The 16,572-nt window shown below is 69.3% G+C and carries 12 protein-coding genes and 2 pseudogenes; 7 read left to right on the top strand and 7 right to left on the bottom strand.

The window, feature by feature from the left end:
- Window positions 1–88 precede the first annotated feature (88 nt).
- The 5 genes from ACFU95_RS09000 (at window position 89) to ACFU95_RS08980 (ending at window position 5,662) form a co-directional block, all read left to right on the top strand.
- Window positions 89–667: a TerD family protein gene (locus tag ACFU95_RS09000; protein ID WP_383823892.1), complete on the top strand. Its 579-nt coding sequence runs from the start codon at window positions 89–91 to the stop codon at window positions 665–667.
- Window positions 668–730: 63 nt separating this feature from the next.
- On the top strand, window positions 731–2,785 hold the full coding sequence (locus ACFU95_RS08995; protein ID WP_383823890.1) for a TerD family protein: 2,055 nt from the start codon (window positions 731–733) through the stop codon (window positions 2,783–2,785).
- Window positions 2,786–3,009: 224 nt separating this feature from the next.
- Window positions 3,010–4,011 carry a TerC family protein gene (locus ACFU95_RS08990; protein WP_383823887.1) on the top strand — a complete coding sequence of 334 codons (1,002 nt, stop codon included), beginning with the start codon at window positions 3,010–3,012 and terminating at the stop codon, window positions 4,009–4,011.
- Between the two features lie 141 nt (window positions 4,012–4,152).
- On the top strand, window positions 4,153–4,455 hold the full coding sequence (locus ACFU95_RS08985; RefSeq protein ID WP_383824342.1) for a hypothetical protein: 303 nt from the start codon (window positions 4,153–4,155) through the stop codon (window positions 4,453–4,455).
- A 106-nt stretch (window positions 4,456–4,561) separates the two neighbouring features.
- Window positions 4,562–5,662, top strand: coding sequence for a calcium:proton antiporter (locus ACFU95_RS08980; protein WP_383823884.1), 1,101 nt, complete (start codon window positions 4,562–4,564; stop codon window positions 5,660–5,662).
- 86 nt (window positions 5,663–5,748) lie between these two features.
- On the opposite strand, the gene ACFU95_RS08975 is transcribed toward ACFU95_RS08980, so the two are convergent.
- Window positions 5,749–7,053 carry an MFS transporter gene (locus ACFU95_RS08975; protein WP_383823881.1) on the bottom strand — a complete coding sequence of 435 codons (1,305 nt, stop codon included), beginning with the start codon at window positions 7,051–7,053 and terminating at the stop codon, window positions 5,749–5,751.
- A 62-nt stretch (window positions 7,054–7,115) separates the two neighbouring features.
- On the bottom strand, window positions 7,116–8,162 hold the full coding sequence (locus ACFU95_RS08970) for a S66 peptidase family protein (RefSeq protein ID WP_383823878.1): 1,047 nt from the start codon (window positions 8,160–8,162) through the stop codon (window positions 7,116–7,118).
- A 102-nt stretch (window positions 8,163–8,264) separates the two neighbouring features.
- On the opposite strand from ACFU95_RS08970, the gene aroQ reads away from it, so the two are divergent.
- A complete protein-coding gene (gene aroQ, locus ACFU95_RS08965) occupies window positions 8,265–8,738 on the top strand; it encodes a type II 3-dehydroquinate dehydratase (protein WP_048585210.1) in 474 nt (157 codons plus the stop codon).
- A gap of 54 nt (window positions 8,739–8,792) precedes the next feature.
- Here the strand turns inward: aroQ and ACFU95_RS08960 are convergent.
- The 5 genes and pseudogenes from ACFU95_RS08960 to ACFU95_RS08940 form a co-directional block, all read right to left on the bottom strand.
- A pseudogene (locus ACFU95_RS08960) lies at window positions 8,793–9,520 on the bottom strand (amino acid ABC transporter ATP-binding protein).
- Between the two features lie 20 nt (window positions 9,521–9,540).
- Window positions 9,541–10,457: pseudogene (locus tag ACFU95_RS08955) on the bottom strand (amino acid ABC transporter permease).
- Window positions 10,454–11,338 (bottom strand): ABC transporter substrate-binding protein, encoded by an 885-nt coding sequence (locus tag ACFU95_RS08950; RefSeq protein ID WP_383823874.1) that lies wholly within the window; start codon window positions 11,336–11,338, stop codon window positions 10,454–10,456. Before ACFU95_RS08950 ends, ACFU95_RS08955 begins: the two are co-directional and overlap by 4 nt.
- A 338-nt stretch (window positions 11,339–11,676) precedes the next feature.
- On the bottom strand, window positions 11,677–12,333 hold the full coding sequence (locus ACFU95_RS08945) for an MBL fold metallo-hydrolase (protein ID WP_383823872.1): 657 nt from the start codon (window positions 12,331–12,333) through the stop codon (window positions 11,677–11,679).
- A gap of 104 nt (window positions 12,334–12,437) precedes the next feature.
- Entirely contained in the window at window positions 12,438–13,124 is a 687-nt protein-coding gene (locus ACFU95_RS08940; RefSeq protein WP_383823869.1) for a maleylpyruvate isomerase family mycothiol-dependent enzyme, read from the bottom strand.
- Between the two features lie 248 nt (window positions 13,125–13,372).
- Between ACFU95_RS08940 and uvrA the strand changes: the two genes are divergently transcribed.
- Entirely contained in the window at window positions 13,373–16,429 is a 3,057-nt protein-coding gene (uvrA, locus tag ACFU95_RS08935; RefSeq protein ID WP_383823866.1) for an excinuclease ABC subunit UvrA, read from the top strand.
- The last annotated feature ends 143 nt before the right edge of the window (window positions 16,430–16,572 follow it).

Genomic DNA, 16,572 nt, shown 5'->3' with positions numbered 1-16,572 from the left:
TACGGCACTGTCAGTGCCCCTGCGTAGGGTTCTGGTCATCCGCGGAGTCCGCGGCCAACAGGGGACAGTTCGAGAGGGGAAACAGCACGTGACCGTCAACATGACCAAGGGTCAGGCCATCAGTCTGCAGAAGGACGACGGCGGCAGCCTGACGGCGGTGCGCATGGGTCTCGGCTGGCAGGCGGCTCCCCGGCGGGGCCTGTTCGGCACGCGCACGCGGGAGGTCGACCTCGACGCCTCCGCCGTTCTGTTCGCGGACAAGCAGCCGGTCGACGTCGTCTTCTTCCGCCACCTGGTGAGCGACGACGGCTCGGTGCGCCACACCGGTGACAACCTCGTCGGCGGTGTCGGCCAGGGCGGCGACGACGAGGCGATCCTCGTCGACCTCGCGCGCATCCCGGTCCACATCGACCAGATCGTCTTCACCGTGAACTCCTTCACGGGCCAGACCTTCCAGGAGGTGCAGAACGCGTTCTGCCGCCTGGTCGACGAGACCAACGGCCAGGAGCTCGCCCGCTACACGCTCGCGGGCGGCGGCGCCTACACCGCCCAGATCATGGCGAAGGTGCACCGCACGGGTGCGAGCTGGACGATGACGGCCCTCGGTAACCCGGCCAACGGCCGTACGTTCCAGGACCTGATGCCGGCGATCCTGCCGCACCTGTAGGACCGATCGGACGGCCGGGCGGAGCGGCGCACGACACGACATGCGACACAGGGGGACGAAGGCATGACGGCCGAGCTGGTGCGGGGGCAGAATCACCCGCTCTCCCAGGCCCGTCTGGAGATCCGGGTCTCGGCCGGCACGCCGGTCGTGGCCGCCGCCACGCTCGGCGACGAGCAGGGCAGGATCCACGGCGTCGAATGGGTGGCCCACCCCGGCGCCCCCACCCTGCCCGGCCTGGAGGTCTCCCGGCAGGCGGCCGCCGAGCATCGCCTCGCGGTGGACCTGGACGCCATGCCGGAAGCCGTCCACCGCGTCAGCGTGCTGCTCGCCCTGCCGACCGGGGGCGGCCCGACCCGGTTCGGCGCCGTAGCGACCCCCTTCGTCGCGGTCACTGGCCTCGACGGCACCGAGGTCGCCAGCTACACCATCGCGGGGCTGGAGGCCGAGTCGGCCGTCGTCGCCCTGGAGCTCTACCGCCGCCAGGGCGCCTGGAAGGTACGCGCGATGGGCCAGGGGTACGCCGGCGGTCTCGCCGACCTCCTCACCGACCAGGGCCTGCCCCAGGCCCACCAACTCGCCGGCGGCATCAACGAAGCGGTGGGCCAGGGGATGGCCCGCTCGGTGCCGGCACCCCCGACACGGACGGACGGCGACCGTTCACGGCAGACGGCCGCGCCGGCACTCGGCCCGGACCAGGGCGGCTCCGCACCGCAGGGCTCTTCCGCACCCCAGGGCTCTTCCGCCCCGCAGGGCGGTTCCGGCTCCGCAGCACCGCAGCCCACGTCGCCCTACGGCACCCAGACGCCGGGCATGGCGGGCCAGCCCGCGCCGCAGCCGTCGTATCAAGGCGGAAGCGGCGCGGCGGATCCCGCCCAGCCGTCGGCCCCCACGCCCGGTGGCCCGATCAACTACAGCCACCCGGGCCGGCAGAACGCGGCTCCGCCGCCGCCCCCGCCGACCGCACCCCCGGCCCAGCCCGGACAGCCCGCTCAGCCCGTCGCGGGCGATGCCACCGGCTGGTCCATGGACGAGCGGCTCTACAACCAGGTGTGGGGCATGTTCGAGGACCTGGCCCGCACGACAGCCGCCTACCGTAGCGCGGTCGATTTCGCCGACTCCCGCATGGAGAAGGAGCTCGACCAGGTCCTGTCGGACCCGCGCAGCCGGATCGGCGGACAGGGCGATGCCGCACGCGAAGCCGCCCAGACCAAGCGCGCCCAGCTCGTCAACCAGGCCAGGGCGACGCTCGATCGCGATCTCTCCCAGCTCACCGCCGAAGTCGAGGTCGTCGAGCCCGCGCTGCCGCCCGCCTACGCGGGTTGGGACAACCCGGTCTGGCACGGCTACCGCGTACCGATGGAGATCCCCATGGCCCTGCGCCTGGGCGACCTTCACCTGCCCGAGAGCGCCGAGGTGCGCATCCCGATGCTGGTCCGGCTGCCGCTGGAGCGCGGTCTGTGGATCGACAGCGGAGGCAGCGCATCGATCGACGGCTCGTTCACGGACTCCCATGACCTGCGGCGCCTCGCGATGGATACGGCGGTGGCGCACGCGGCCCGGCTGCTCGCCGTCTATCCGGCGGGCGAGTTCACCGTGCACGTGATCGATCCGGCCGGTTCGGGCGGTCAGGCACTTGTACCGCTGGTGCAGACCGGCGTGCTCGCGGCCCCGCCCGCGGTGGGCGCGGCCGGTGTCGCGGATTTCCTCGCGCGGCTGACCCAGCGCGTCGACCTGGTGCAGATGGCGCTGCGCGCCGGTGCGCCCGATTCCCTGCCGCCCGGTTTCGACACCTCGCAGCAACTGCTGATCGTCAACGACTTCCCGCACGGCTTCGACGATCGGGCCGTGAACCAGCTGCGCTACCTGGCGGACGAGGGGCCGTCCGTCGGCGTCCACCTGATGATGGTCGCCGACCGCGAGGAAGCGGCCGCCTACGGCCCGTTGCTCGACCCGCTGTGGCGTTCGCTGTTGCGACTGACGCCGGTGCCGGACGATCACCTGGCCGACCCCTGGGTGGGGCATGCCTGGACCTACGAGCCCTCGCTCGTGCCGCCCGGCAGCGAGGTCCTCCAGCAGGTGCTGGCGCAGGTCGCAGCGGCCCGGGCCAAGTACAGGTAAAACCCCTCTGACCAGCAGACTTGGCGTCTCTTTTGCCAAGCGCTTTACCAATCCTTGGTGATTGGGGTACTGTTTGTCCCACGGAGGGGAGTACTCCCTGTCTGCTGCGGCGTACCCGTCAATACGGATCAGGCCAGATCCCGGGGCGTCGGCCCATCGTGGGTGGAAGAGACCTCCGGCGCGCGACGACGCTGACATTTGCCGTTACGACTGCCGGAGGCGCAGTGGAAGTCTCGACGACCCTTTGGGTCCTGACCATCGTGGGCCTTGCCGCCCTGATCGCGGTCGATTTCTTCATCGGCCGAAAGCCGCATGACGTATCGATCAAGGAAGCCGGAATCTGGACGGTCGTCTGGATCGTTCTGGCCGGCCTCTTCGGGCTCGGCCTGTTGATCTTCGGCGGCGGACAAGCCGGCGGAGAGTTCTTCGCGGGCTTCATCACCGAGAAGTCGCTGAGTGTCGACAACCTCTTCGTCTTCGTCCTGATCATGGCGAAGTTCGCGGTGCCGACCCAGTACCAGCAGCGAGTCCTTCTCGTCGGTGTCCTCATAGCCCTGGTGCTGCGGGCCATCTTCATCGCCGCGGGTGCCGCCATCCTCGCCAGCTTCGCGTGGGTGTTCTACCTCTTCGGTGCCTTCCTGATCTGGACCGCCTGGAAGCTCATCCAGGAGGCCCGGTCCGGCGACGAGGACGAGGAGTTCGAGGAGAACAAGCTGCTGAAGGCGGCCGAGCGCAGGTTCGGTGTCGCCGACCGCTACCACGGCACCAAGCTGTGGATCCAGGAGAACGGCAAGCGGGTCATGACCCCGATGCTGGTCGTGATGCTGGCCATCGGTACCACCGACGTGCTGTTCGCGCTCGACTCCATCCCGGCGATCTTCGGCCTGACGCAGGACCCGTACATCGTGTTCACGGCCAACGCCTTCGCGCTGATGGGTCTGCGGCAGCTGTACTTCCTCATCGGCGGCCTGCTGAAGAAGCTGGTTCACCTCAGCTACGGCCTGTCGATCATCCTGGGCTTCATCGGCGTCAAGCTGGTGCTGCACGCGCTGCACGAGTCCGGCGTCCATGTCCCCGAGATCAGCATCCCGGTCTCGCTCGGCGTGATCTGCTCGGTCCTGATCGTCACCACGATCACCAGCCTGAGGGCCTCCAAGAAGCAGGCGGCGGCCGAGGCGGCGCAGGACAAGAGCGAAGGCGCTCCGAAGGACAGCATCGACGTCTGACCACGTCGGACGTAGGAAGAACCAACACCGGGAGTGGTGCCCAGCGAATTGCCGAGCACCGCTCCCGGTGCTTCGTTGGGTGCTGGGTGTCCCCGGCCGGGGACACCACGGCCGGGGGTGGAGGCACCTGTGGACGCACCCATGAAGTTCGTGCAGATCATCGACTTCGAGACCGAGCGCATCGACGAGATGCGCGAGCTGGCCCACGAGACGGAACAACGGCTGTCAGGGCGCAGCGGAGGCCCCACGCGCCGGCTCGTCCTCAAGGACCGAGGCCTGCCCAACCGCTATCTCGTAGTGATCGAGTTCGATTCCCACGAAGACGCCGTGCGCAACAGCGATGACCCGGAGACCACCAAGTTCGCGGAGCAGATGGCCGCGCTGTGCACCAGGCCGCCGTCCTTCACGGACTGCGACGTTCAGGAGACGACCGATTTCGCGTAGCGACACACGACCCACAGGGGCCCCGCAACCCGAGGGTGCGGGGCCGCCTGACCACCACACCGACGACCGGAATGCGAACCCCCAACCCCTCTGCGACGATCGCTCCATGATCGCCAGGCTCATACCGCTCACGACCCAGTGGACGTACGTCGTGCCGGTGCTGGCGGTCGTCCTGCTGGTCTTCACCTGGGGACGAGACCTGCCCGGCGCGGTCGTCGCGCTGGTCACGCTGGTCCTCGCGGGTGCCGTCCTGGCCGCCGTACACCATGCCGAAGTGGTCGCCCACCGGGTCGGAGAACCCTTCGGCTCCCTCGTCCTGGCGGTCGCGGTCACGATCATCGAGGTCGCCCTGATCGTGACCCTGATGGCCGACGGCGGCGACAAGAGCTCCACCCTCGCGCGGGACACGGTCTTCGCGGCCGTGATGATCACCTGCAACGGCATCGTCGGCCTGTGCCTCCTTGTCGCCTCCCTGCGGCACCGTACCGCCGTCTTCAACCCCGAGGGCACCGGCGCAGCGCTCGCGACCGTCGCCACCCTGGCCACGCTCAGCCTGGTGCTGCCGACGTTCACCACCAGCAAGCCCGGCCCGGAGTTCTCCACCGTGCAGCTGACGTTCGCCGCGCTCTCCTCGCTGGTTCTGTACGGCCTGTTCGTGACGACCCAGACCGTGCGGCACCGCGACTACTTTCTCCCCGTCACCAGGCAGGGCGAGGTGATCACCGTGGACGACCACGCCCACGCGCCCTCCGCCCGCACCGCGATGATCAGTCTGGGGTTGCTGGGCCTGGCCCTGATCGGCGTGGTCGGCCTGGCCAAGGGGGTGTCGCCCACCATCGAGTCCGGAGTGGCGGCCGCCGACCTGCCCCAAGCCGTCGTCGGCGTGATCATCGCGCTGCTGGTACTGCTCCCCGAGACGATCGCCGCACTGCGCTCCGCGCGCCGCGACCGCGTGCAGACCAGTCTGAACCTCGCGCTCGGCTCGGCGATGGCCAGCATCGGCCTGACCATCCCGGCGGTGGCACTGGCATCCCTGTGGCTCTCGGGCCCGCTCGTCCTCGGCCTGGGCCCCACCCACATGGTGCTGCTCGCCCTGACGGTGGTGGTGAGCTCGCTGACGGTGGTGCCGGGGCGGGCGACGCCGCTCCAAGGAGGCGTCCATCTGGTGCTGTTCGCGGCGTACCTGGAGCTCGCGATCAATCCGTAGCCGACCGATCTGTAGCCGACCGATCCATAGCCGACCGATCCGTAGACGGTCGATTCGCAGCCGACCCCTGCGCGTTCCGGAGCCCGTCACCCGGTGGCGGGCTCCGCCGCCACGGTGGGCACCGGACGCGTCTCCGGCAGCAGCGCGAAACACCCCAGGCTGAGCAGGGCAACTCCGGTCAGATACGCCCCGACGCCCCAGGGCACCCGACCGCCCTGCTCGACGAGCGCCGTCGCCACGATCGGCGTGAGCGCGCCCCCGAGGACGCCGCCGAGGTTGTAGCCCACCGCGGCGCCGGTGCAGCGCACCCGGGGCTCGTACAGCTCCGGCAGATACGCGGCGATCACCGCGAACATCGTGATGAACGCGAGCATCGCCCCGAGGAAGCCGAGGAACATCAGCAGCGGCTCGGCCGTGGCGAGGAGCGCGACCATCGGGAACATCCACAGGGCGGTGGCAGTGCACCCGATCAGGCACAGCGGCCGCCGCCCGTACCGGTCGCCGAGCAGCGCCGCGACCGGGGTGAGCGAGCCTTTCACCAGCACCGCGCCCATGATGCAGATCAGCATGACGCTGCGGCTGACACCGAGTCGCTCCGTGGCGTACGCCAGGGACCAGGTGGTCACGGCGTAGAAGACCGCGTAGCCGATCGACAGCGCGCCGGCCGTCAACAGCACGAGCCGCCAGTGGTCGCGGGCAACCTCGGCGAGCGGCACGCGCGCGTGGTCGTCGATCTTGAGGAAGCTGGGGCTCTCGGCGAGCGACGACCGCAGCCACAACCCCACCAACGCGAGCACCCCCGCCGCCCAGAAGGGCACCCGCCATCCCCACGCGGCGAACTGCGCCTCGGACAGTGTCGCCGACAGCCCCAGCACCACACCGTTGGCGAGCAGGAAGCCCAGCGCGGGCCCGACTTGCGGGAAGCTCGACCACAGACCGCGCCGCCCGGCGGGCGCGTGTTCCAGGGTCAGCAGGACGGCCCCGCCCCACTCGCCGCCGAGCCCCAGCCCCTGGAGGAAGCGCAGCACGAGCAGCAGCAGGGGAGCGGTCACACCGATCGTGTCGTACGTCGGTACGCAGCCGACCGCGACCGTGGAGGCGCCGGTCAGCAGCAGCGAGGCGACGAGGACCGGCCGACGTCCGTGCCGGTCCCCGATGTGCCCGAACAGCACCGACCCCAGAGGGCGCGCCACGAATCCCACGCCGAACGTCGCGAAGGCGGCCAGGGTCCCCGCCACCGGCGAGAACGTCGGAAAGAACAGCGGTCCCAGGACCAGCGCGGCCGCGGTCCCGTAGACGAAGAAGTCGTAGAACTCGATGGCCGTGCCGGCGAGTGAAGCCGCCGCGAGCCGCAGCATGGAGGGCGCCCTTACGGTGCGTACGTCGTGCATGCCGCGTCAACTACCCACGGTGATCACGGGTTACGGGGGCGCACGGAGGCGGTCGGCCCCTGTCAGTACGTGACGGTGATGCGCCGGGCGGGACCGTCGACGCGCACGGTGCCGCCGTAGGGGATCACGAGCTGCGGGTCGGTGTGCCCGAGGTCCACGTCGAAGACGATCGTGGTGTGGGGGGCATACACACTCATGGCCCGCAGTACGGCCTCGCGCTGCTCGGCAGCATAACGAGCGGCCTCCTCCGGGCCGTTGGGGCGCTCGAAGGACCATGTCCTCGCGCGGCCCATCAGCAGCGCCGAGAACCGCTGAAGCAGCCCGCGCTCGCCCATGTTGCGCAGGGTCCAGAAGACCTCGTTGGCGCTCGGCAACTCCTCCGACGTCTCCAGGAGCAGCACTCCGCCGTCGTACTCAGCCAGATCGCGCGCGATCTCGCGGTCGGCCATCAGGAGCCAGCCGACGATCTCCAGACAACCGCCCCAACTGCGGCCTTCGACCACCCGGTCGGCGTTCGTCCAGGTCCATCCGTCGGCGGGTCGCATCTGCGGCTCCGCGTCGAAGGTGGCCGGGTCGGCCCAGTCGCGGCTGATGTCGTTCCAGCGCTCGGCCGGCTGCAGCTCGTACTCGCCCGAGGTGAACAGCGCGGCCCGCAGCGAGTCGGCGGTCCGCGGGTTCATGGCACCGGGACGGCCCAGCTCGCACATCACACTCGCGCCGTGGTAGGCGACGATTCCGGTGTTGCGCAGGAACATGAGCAGGTTCGTGTTGTCGCTCATCCCGAAGAACGGCTTGGGGTTCGCCCGGATCAACTCCCGGTCCAGTAGCGGCAGCACGGTGATCTGGTCGTCGCCGCCGATGGACGCGATGACCGCCTTGATGCCGGGGTCCGCGAACGCGGCGTGGATGTCGTCGGCCCGCTCCTGCGGCGTCGAGCCCATCTTGCGGGTCGCCGGATACTCGACCGGTTCGAGCTCGTATTCCTTGCGCAGCCGCTCCAGGCCCAGTTCGTGGGGGCGCGGGAAGAGTCCGGGCAGACCCGCGCCGGGGGAGATGACGGCGATGCGGTCGCCAGGAGAGGGCTTGGGAGGATACGAGATGAGGGTCATGGGCGGAGGCTATGACGCGTGGTGTGGTCTGCGCACCGTGATAAACCGGGTCTGAGCAGCGGTCATCGACGGACCGCCCACCCCGAACGGACCGGAGGAACCGTGCCCCGCACCCTGGCCAACGCCCCGATCATGATCCTCAACGGCCCCAACCTGAACCTGCTCGGCCAGCGCCAGCCGGAGATCTACGGCTCCGAGACCCTGGCCGACGTGGAGGCCCTGTGCGCCAAGGCGGCGGCCGCGCACGGCGGCACGATCGACTTCCGGCAGTCCAACCACGAGGGTGAGTTGGTCGACTGGATCCACGAGGCGCGGCTGAATCACTGCGGGATCGTGATCAATCCCGGCGCCTACTCGCACACCTCGGTGGCGATCCTGGATGCGCTCAACACCTGTGACGGCCTTCCGGTGTTGGAGGTCCACATCTCCAACATCCACAAGCGTGAGTCGTTCCGGCACCACTCGTATGTCTCCCTGCGCGCCGACGGGGTCATCGCGGGGTGCGGTGTGCAGGGGTACGCGTTCGGAGTGGAGCGGGTCGCGGCGCTGGCGGGGACGGGGCAGGCCGACACATGACATGGGGGTGAGGGGCTGACCTGTGTAAGGACCGCCCGCCGTGGCGAGCGGTCCTTACAGGCGCCCTGCCTCCACGATCCGCCGCAGGAAGCGCTGCGTGCGTTCCTGCTGCGGATCGCCGAAGACCTGCTCGGCCGTACCGCGCTCCAGCACCACGCCTCCGTCCAGAAAACAAACCTGGTCGGCGACCTCGCGCGCGAACCCCATCTCTGGGTGGCCAGCACCATCGTCATTCCGTCCGCCTTCAAGTCCCGGACGACGGTGAGGACCTCGCCCACCAGCTCCGGGTCGAGGGCGGCGGTGATCTCGTCGAGCAGCAGCAACCGGGGACGCACGGCCAGGGCACGCACGATCGCGGCCCGCTGCTGCTGGCCTCCGCTCAGCCGGTCGGGGTACTCGCCCGCCTTCTCGGCCAGCCCGAGCCGCTCCAGCAGCTCACGCGCGTGTGCCTCGGCCTCCGCACGGGACACGCCGTGCACCCGGCGCGGGGCCAGGGTGATGTTCTCCAGGACCGTCATGTGCGGGAAGAGGTTGTACGCCTGGAACACCACGCCGATACGGCGGCGTACGGCGTCCTGGTCGACGCGTGGATCGGTGATCTCCTCGCCGTCCAGCCAGATCGCACCGTCGTCGATGTCCTCCAGGAGGTTCGTGCACCGCAGCAGCGTGGACTTGCCGGAACCGGAGGCGCCGATCAGCGCGGTCACCGTGTGCGGGGCGACCTCCAGGTCTACGTCCCGCAGCACGACCGAACCGCCGAAGGTCTTGCGGACGGACTCCATCCGCAGCACAGGTGCGTCGCTCACAGGGCTCCTCCTTGGGCGCGCCGACGGTCCATCCGGGCCGTCACCCAGTCCGTGAAGCGGGTCATGGGGATGGTCAGCGCCACGAAGACCAGGCCCGCCACGATGTACGGCGTGTAGTTGAGGCTGCGGCCCACGATGATGTCCGCGGCCCGCACGGCGTCCACCGCACCGCCGATGGACACCAGACCGGTGTCCTTCTGCAGCGACACCAGGTCGTTCAGCAGGGGCGGCACCTGACGGCGAACGGCCTGGGGCAGGACGACATGCCGCAGGGCCTGCCGGTTGGTGAGTCCGAGCGAGCGGGCCGCGGCGCGCTGCGAGGGGTGGACGGACTCGATGCCCGCGCGGAACACCTCGGCGACGTACGCCGAGTACGTCAGCGTAAGCGCCGTCCCACCCAGCAGCACCGGGTCGACGGTCACCCCCTGGAGCCGCAGCGCGGGGACGCCGAGGACGACGATCATGAGGTTAATGATGAGCGGCAGGCCCCGGAAGAAGTCCGTGTACGCCGCCGCCAGCGCCCGTAGCGGGAAGAACACCGGGCCGCGCAGCGTACGCGCGACGGCGATCAGCATTCCGAGGACCAGCACGGCCGCACCGCAGATCAGCAGCAGCCGGACGTTGAGCCAGAGCCCTTCGAGGACCTTGGGGAACGCCTCGCGCGCGTACTGCGCGTTGAAGAACGTCTCCTTGGTGCGCGACCAGCCCGGCGCGTTCACCACGACCAGGTAGAGAACGACGACCGTGACCAGGGTGGAGAGGGCCGCGATCGCCGTGGCGCGGCGCGCGCGTGCCCGCTGGTGGCGCTCGCGGTCGAGACGTCGCTGCGAGGGGATGTATCCGTCACCCCGCCGGACATGCTGCCCTTGCCGTCGGCGCCTTCGTGGCCGGACTCCTCCTTGGTGACCGTCACTTGAGCACCGGGGCGTCGACGGCGTCCTGCAGCCACTGCTGCTCCAGCTCGGCCAGGGTGCCGTCCTCACGCAGGGTGTCCACGGCGTCCGTCACGCACGCGGTGAGCGCGCTGCCCTTGTCGAGCACGAGCCCGAACTGCTCTGCGTCGCCGCCCTGGTTCTCGAACTGCCCGACGATCGTCGCGTCCGTCACCTCGGCCGCGGTGATGTAGAAGGCGGTCGGCAGGTCGACCACGATGGCGTCGACCTGGCCGTTCTTCAGTGCGGACTTGGCTTGGTCGTTCTTGGCGTACGCGGCGGCTTCCTGCGTCGGCTTCACCACGTCGTCGATGTAAGCGAGGCTGGTCGTGCCGACCTGGGCGCCGAGCTTGAGGCCCTTCAGGTCCGCGACGCTCTTCGCCTTGGCGGCCTTGCTGTCCTTCAGCGCGACGACGGCCTGGCGGACGTCGTAGTAGCCGGAGGAGAAGTCCACGGCCTTCTTGCGCTCGTCGCTGATCGACACCTGGTTGATGTCGAAGTCGAAGGTCTTCTCGCCGGGGGCGAAGGCCTTGTTGAACGGCATGCTCTGCCAGACGACGGCGCTCTTGTCATAGCCGAGCTGCTTCGCCACGGCATATGCGACCGCCGACTCGAAGCCCTTGCCGTTGGCCGGTTCGTCGTCCTTGAACCAGGGCTCGTACGCCGGTTCGTCGGTGGCGATGGTCAGCTTGCCGGAGGTCTCGGTGGCCAACTCGCCCTTGGCGCAGTTGTTTCCGGCCGACCCCGGCGGTGTGTCGGCGGCGTTCTCCTCCGGCTGTGGAGCACAGCCGAGAGCGGTGGCGAGCAGAGCTGTCGTGGTGAGGGCGACGGCGTGGCGCAGCGCGCGAGCGGCAAGAGGCATGGCCGGAGATTGACAGGACGCCGTCGTGTTTGTCGAGGTCACGCCCGTCGTTTTCCGCATAGTGGGAACGGGTGTTGCGGTTTTGTGAACACTTGCCCGGGCAGCCGCCGGGGCCGCCGGTCGAGGGCGGGGATGGAGAGACCGGCGGCCCGTACCGCTCAGGAGCCGTCATCCTGTGCGGGGCTGCTTCCAGTTGACTGCGCAACTACGCACGCCGGGAGCGCGCGCATGGCACCAGCGCGTGTGAAGGGTTCACACGGGGCGCGTGCGCGGCGCGCACAGGGCGCGCGTGCTCACCGGTCCGCGGTTCACCGACTTCGCCGTGAACGGCACCGCGGTCACCAGCCCCGCGCGTGCCACTCCGGCAGCTGCGGCCGCTCAGCGCCCAGCGACGTGTCGTTGCCGTGCCCCGGGTAGACCCATGTCTCGTCCGGCAGGGCGTCGAAGATCTTCGTCTCGACGTCGTGGATCAGGCTGGCGAACGCCTTCGGGTCCTTGCGGGTGTTGCCCACGCCACCGGGGAACAGGCAGTCCCCGGTGAACACATGAGGATGTCCGTGCGGGTCGTCGTAGACGAGGGCGATGGAGCCGGGAGTGTGCCCGACCAGATGGCGCGCGGTCAGCTCGACGTGCCCCACCCGGATGGTGTCGCCGTCGTCGACCAGGACATCGGTCGGCACCGGGATGCCGTCGGCGTCGTCCCGGCCGGCGTATGTGCGCGCGCCTGTGGCCTCGACGACCGCGGCGAGGGCCTGCCAGTGGTCGCCGTGCTGGTGCGTGGTGACGACGGACGCGATGCCGTCGTCACCGATCATGCCGATCAGCGTGTCCGCGTCGTTGGCGGCGTCGATCAGCAGCTGCTCGTCCGTGGCCCGGCAGCGCAGCAGATAGGCGTTGTTGTCCATCGGGCCGACCGCGATCTTGGTGATCATCAGGTCCTTGAGCTCGTGCACGTCGGCGGGGCCACCGACCGTCACCTGTCCGCTGTACGTCATGGCGGCAGCCTATAGCGGGAGAGCGGCCCAGGGGCCGGCCAGGCGCACCGCGGCAGAACGACCCAGGGACGTCCGGTAGAAGGCCCCAGGGGGCCGTCCGGCGGCTACAGCGGAGGAAGCGACGGCAGTGTGCCGCCTTCCACGGTCAGCGCTGCCCCGTCGCGGCGCCCGGCGAGCCAGCCGAGCAGGTCGGCCGCAGGGCCTCGGACGGTGATCTCGGGAGCACCCGCCTCCCGGCCCGTGCTCCACGCGCGCGTGCTGTCCGTGAGACGGGTCGGCGGCACATCCGGGTGCCCGGTGAACCGCTCCGCGAGGAAGTCGATCTCCCGCTCGGCGAACTCCGTCGGTACGTCCTCCAGCTCGTACCCGATTCCGAGATCCACGTGGTGCAGCTCCACCTCGACCCACCGCCGGAACGGCACCCGGGCCGCAGCGTCGGTGACCCCGTTGCACAGCTCCACGGTGCGGGACCAGTCCGCGGGCGTCGCTCCCGTCTCCTGGAGGCGTGCCGAGCTCTCGCGCACGTCGAGGAGCTGGACGTCGAGGGAGCGTGGGGCGTCCCGCTCGATGTCGGCGTCCCGGGCCGTGGAGGAGACGTACATGGGGCGCCCTTGGAGGACGTTCACCAGGGCGTCCGCGTTACGGGCAAGATGGGCGAGTACGTGGCCGCGGCTCCAACCGGGAAGCCGTGACGGCTCGGTCACCGACGCGTTGTCCAGCTTGGCTGCTGCGGTGAGCAGCCGCTCGGTCGCCTCACGTACAGACACCAGGTCACGAGCGTGATCAATCATGGTGCTGACATTAGCCCCGCCACACCTTTGGGTGAAGGTGGTGAACGAGTGCCGTAAATCGAATGCACGTGCTATAGGGTCGTTCGTGGCGTCGGGCATGCTGGATGGCCGCGGATTGTTATGCATCCCGGAATCCGACCGGCGTTGTCAGTGGCTCCCCCTAGTCTGAGAAAGCAGGGGGACCTCGAAGCCGAGAACACACGGGGGCCTCACCCCTGTCGCTTCTCTCAAGAAAGGTGCGGACCGGCGTGGCCGACCGTCTCATCGTCCGTGGCGCGCGCGAGCACAACCTGAAGAATGTCTCGCTCGACCTGCCGCGCGACTCGCTCATCGTCTTCACGGGCCTGTCGGGGTCGGGCAAGTCCTCGCTGGCCTTCGACACCATCTTCGCCGAGGGACAGCGGCGCTACGTGGAGTCACTGTCGTCGTACGCCCGGCAGTTCCTCGGCCAGATGGACAAGCCGGACGTCGACTTCATCGAGGGACTGTCCCCGGCGGTCTCCATCGACCAGAAGTCGACCTCGCGCAACCCGCGCTCGACGGTCGGCACCATCACCGAGGTCTACGACTATCTGCGTCTGCTCTTCGCACGTATCGGCAAGCCGCACTGCCCCGAGTGCGCTCGCCCGATCTCGCGCCAGTCCCCGCAGGCCATCGTCGACAGGGTCCTGGAGCTGCCGGAGGGGAGCCGCTTCCAGGTGCTGTCGCCGCTGGTGCGCGAGCGCAAGGGCGAGTTCGTCGATCTCTTCGCCGACCTCCAGACCAAGGGCTACTCCCGCGCGCGTGTGGACGGCGAGACGATCCAGCTGTCCGATCCGCCCACGCTGAAGAAGCAGGAGAAGCACACCATCGAGGTGGTCGTCGACCGCCTCACGGTGAAGGACTCCGCCAAGCGCCGGCTCACCGACTCCGTGGAGACCGCCCTCGGTCTGTCCGGCGGCATGGTCGTGCTCGACTTCGTCGACCTCCCGGAGGACGACCCCGAGCGCGAGCGCATGTACTCGGAGCATCTGTACTGCCCGTACGACGACCTCTCCTTCGAGGAGCTGGAGCCCCGCTCCTTCTCCTTCAACTCGCCCTTCGGCGCCTGCCCCGACTGCACCGGTATCGGCACGCGCATGGAGGTCGACCCCGAGCTGATCGTCCCGGACGAGGACAAGTCCCTCGACGAGGGCGCCGTCCACCCTTGGTCGCACGGCCACACCAAGGACTACTTCGGCCGTCTGATCGGCGCTCTCGCCGACGCGCTCGGCTTCCGGACGGACATCCCCTTCGCGGGTCTGCCGCAGCGCGCCAAGAAGGCCCTGCTCCACGGCCACAAGACCCAGATCGAGGTCCGCTACCGCAACCGGTACGGCCGCGAGCGTGTCTACACGACGCCGTTCGAAGGGGCCGTCCCCTTCGTGAAGCGCCGGCACAGCGAGGCCGAGAGCGACGCCAGCCGCGAGCGCTTCGAGGGCTACATGCGCGAGGTGCCCTGCCCCACCTGTGAGGGCACCCGCCTGAAGCCGATCGTTCTCGCGGTCACGATCATGGAGAAGTCGATCGCCGAGGTCGCGGCGATGTCCATCAGCGACTGCGCGGACTTCCTGGGCAAGCTAAAGCTCAACGCCCGCGACAAGAAGATCGCCGAGCGCGTGCTGAAGGAGGTCAACGAGCGGCTGCGGTTCCTGGTCGACGTCGGCCTGGACTACCTCTCGCTGAACCGCGCGGCGGGCACGCTCTCCGGCGGCGAGGCCCAGCGCATTCGCCTGGCCACCCAGATCGGCTCCGGACTCGTCGGCGTGCTGTACGTCCTCGACGAGCCGTCCATCGGTCTGCACCAGCGTGACAATCACCGGCTGATCGAGACCCTCGTCCGGCTGCGCGACATGGGTAACACCTTGATCGTCGTCGAGCACGACGAGGACACCATCAAGACCGCCGACTGGGTCGTCGACATCGGCCCCGGTGCCGGTGAGCACGGCGGCAAGGTCGTGCACAGCGGCTCCTTGAAGGAGCTGCTCGCCAACGCCGAGTCGCAGACCGGTCAGTACCTGTCGGGCAAGAAGTTCATCCCGCTGCCCGACATCCGTCGCCCGCAGGACCCGTCCCGCCGGCTCACGGTGCACGGCGCACGTGAGAACAACCTCCAGGACATCGACGTCTCCTTCCCGCTGGGTGTGTTCACCGCGGTCACCGGCGTGTCCGGCTCCGGCAAGTCGACGCTGGTCAACGACATTCTGTACACGCACCTGGCCCGCGAGCTCAACGGTGCCCGCAGCGTCCCCGGGCGGCACACGCGCGTGGACGGCGACGACCTCGTCGACAAGGTCGTGCACGTCGACCAGTCGCCCATCGGCCGCACACCGCGCTCGAACCCGGCGACGTACACCGGGGTCTTCGACCACATCCGCAAGCTGTTCGCCGAGACGACCGAGGCGAAGGTCCGCGGCTACATGCCGGGCCGCTTCTCCTTCAACGTCAAGGGCGGCCGCTGCGAGAACTGCGCGGGCGACGGCACGATCAAGATCGAGATGAACTTCCTCCCGGACGTCTACGTCCCGTGCGAGGTCTGCCACGGCGCCCGGTACAACCGGGAGACCCTGGAGGTCCACTACAAGGGCAAGTCCATCTCCGAGGTCCTGAGCATGCCGATCGAGGAAGCCATGGACTTCTTCGAGGCCGTTCCGGCGATCAACCGTCACCTCAAGACGCTGAACGACGTCGGCCTCGGCTACGTCCGGCTCGGCCAGTCCGCGACCACCCTGTCCGGTGGTGAGGCCCAGCGGGTGAAGCTCGCCAGCGAGCTCCAGAAGCGCTCCACCGGCCGCACGGTCTACGTCCTCGACGAGCCGACCACCGGTCTGCACTTCGAGGACATCAGCAAGCTGCTGAGGGTCCTCTCCGGCCTGGTCGACAAGGGCAACACGGTCATCGTCATCGAGCACAACCTCGACGTGATCAAGACCGCCGACTGGGTAGTGGACATGGGCCCCGAGGGCGGCGCCGGCGGTGGTCTCGTCATCGCCGAGGGCACGCCAGAGGAGGTTGCCGCGGTCCCCGCCAGCCACACCGGCAAGTTCCTGCGGGAGATCCTCGGCGCCGACCGCATCAGCGACGCGGCCCCGGTGAAGGCCCCGCGCAGGACAGCGGCCAGGAAGACGGTCGCGGCAGGGTCGACGGCGAAGAAGACGGCCACGGCCAGGACCACGAAGACGGCCAACAGCAAGGCCACCGACAAGACGGCCGGAGTCACCAAGAAGGCTGCGGCCGCGAAGAAGGCGACACCCGCGAAGAAGACGACACGGGCCCGCAAGGCCTGATGCCCGCGGGCACGAGCCCGATCAGAACCAGGAAGTGGGGGGGGGGGGAAGGGGGGGCCGCGGACGGCGGGAAAGCGATCTTCCGCCCCCCCTCTCCCCCCCGCCTCCGGCAAAAACCCCCCCGCCCGACACGCGTGGAAGCG

Source organism: Streptomyces sp. NPDC057623 (genome assembly GCF_042800355.1).
In the GTDB taxonomy this organism is placed as follows: Bacteria; Actinomycetota; Actinomycetes; order Streptomycetales; family Streptomycetaceae; genus Streptomyces.
This window is presented reverse-complemented; position numbering and strand designations above follow the sequence as displayed.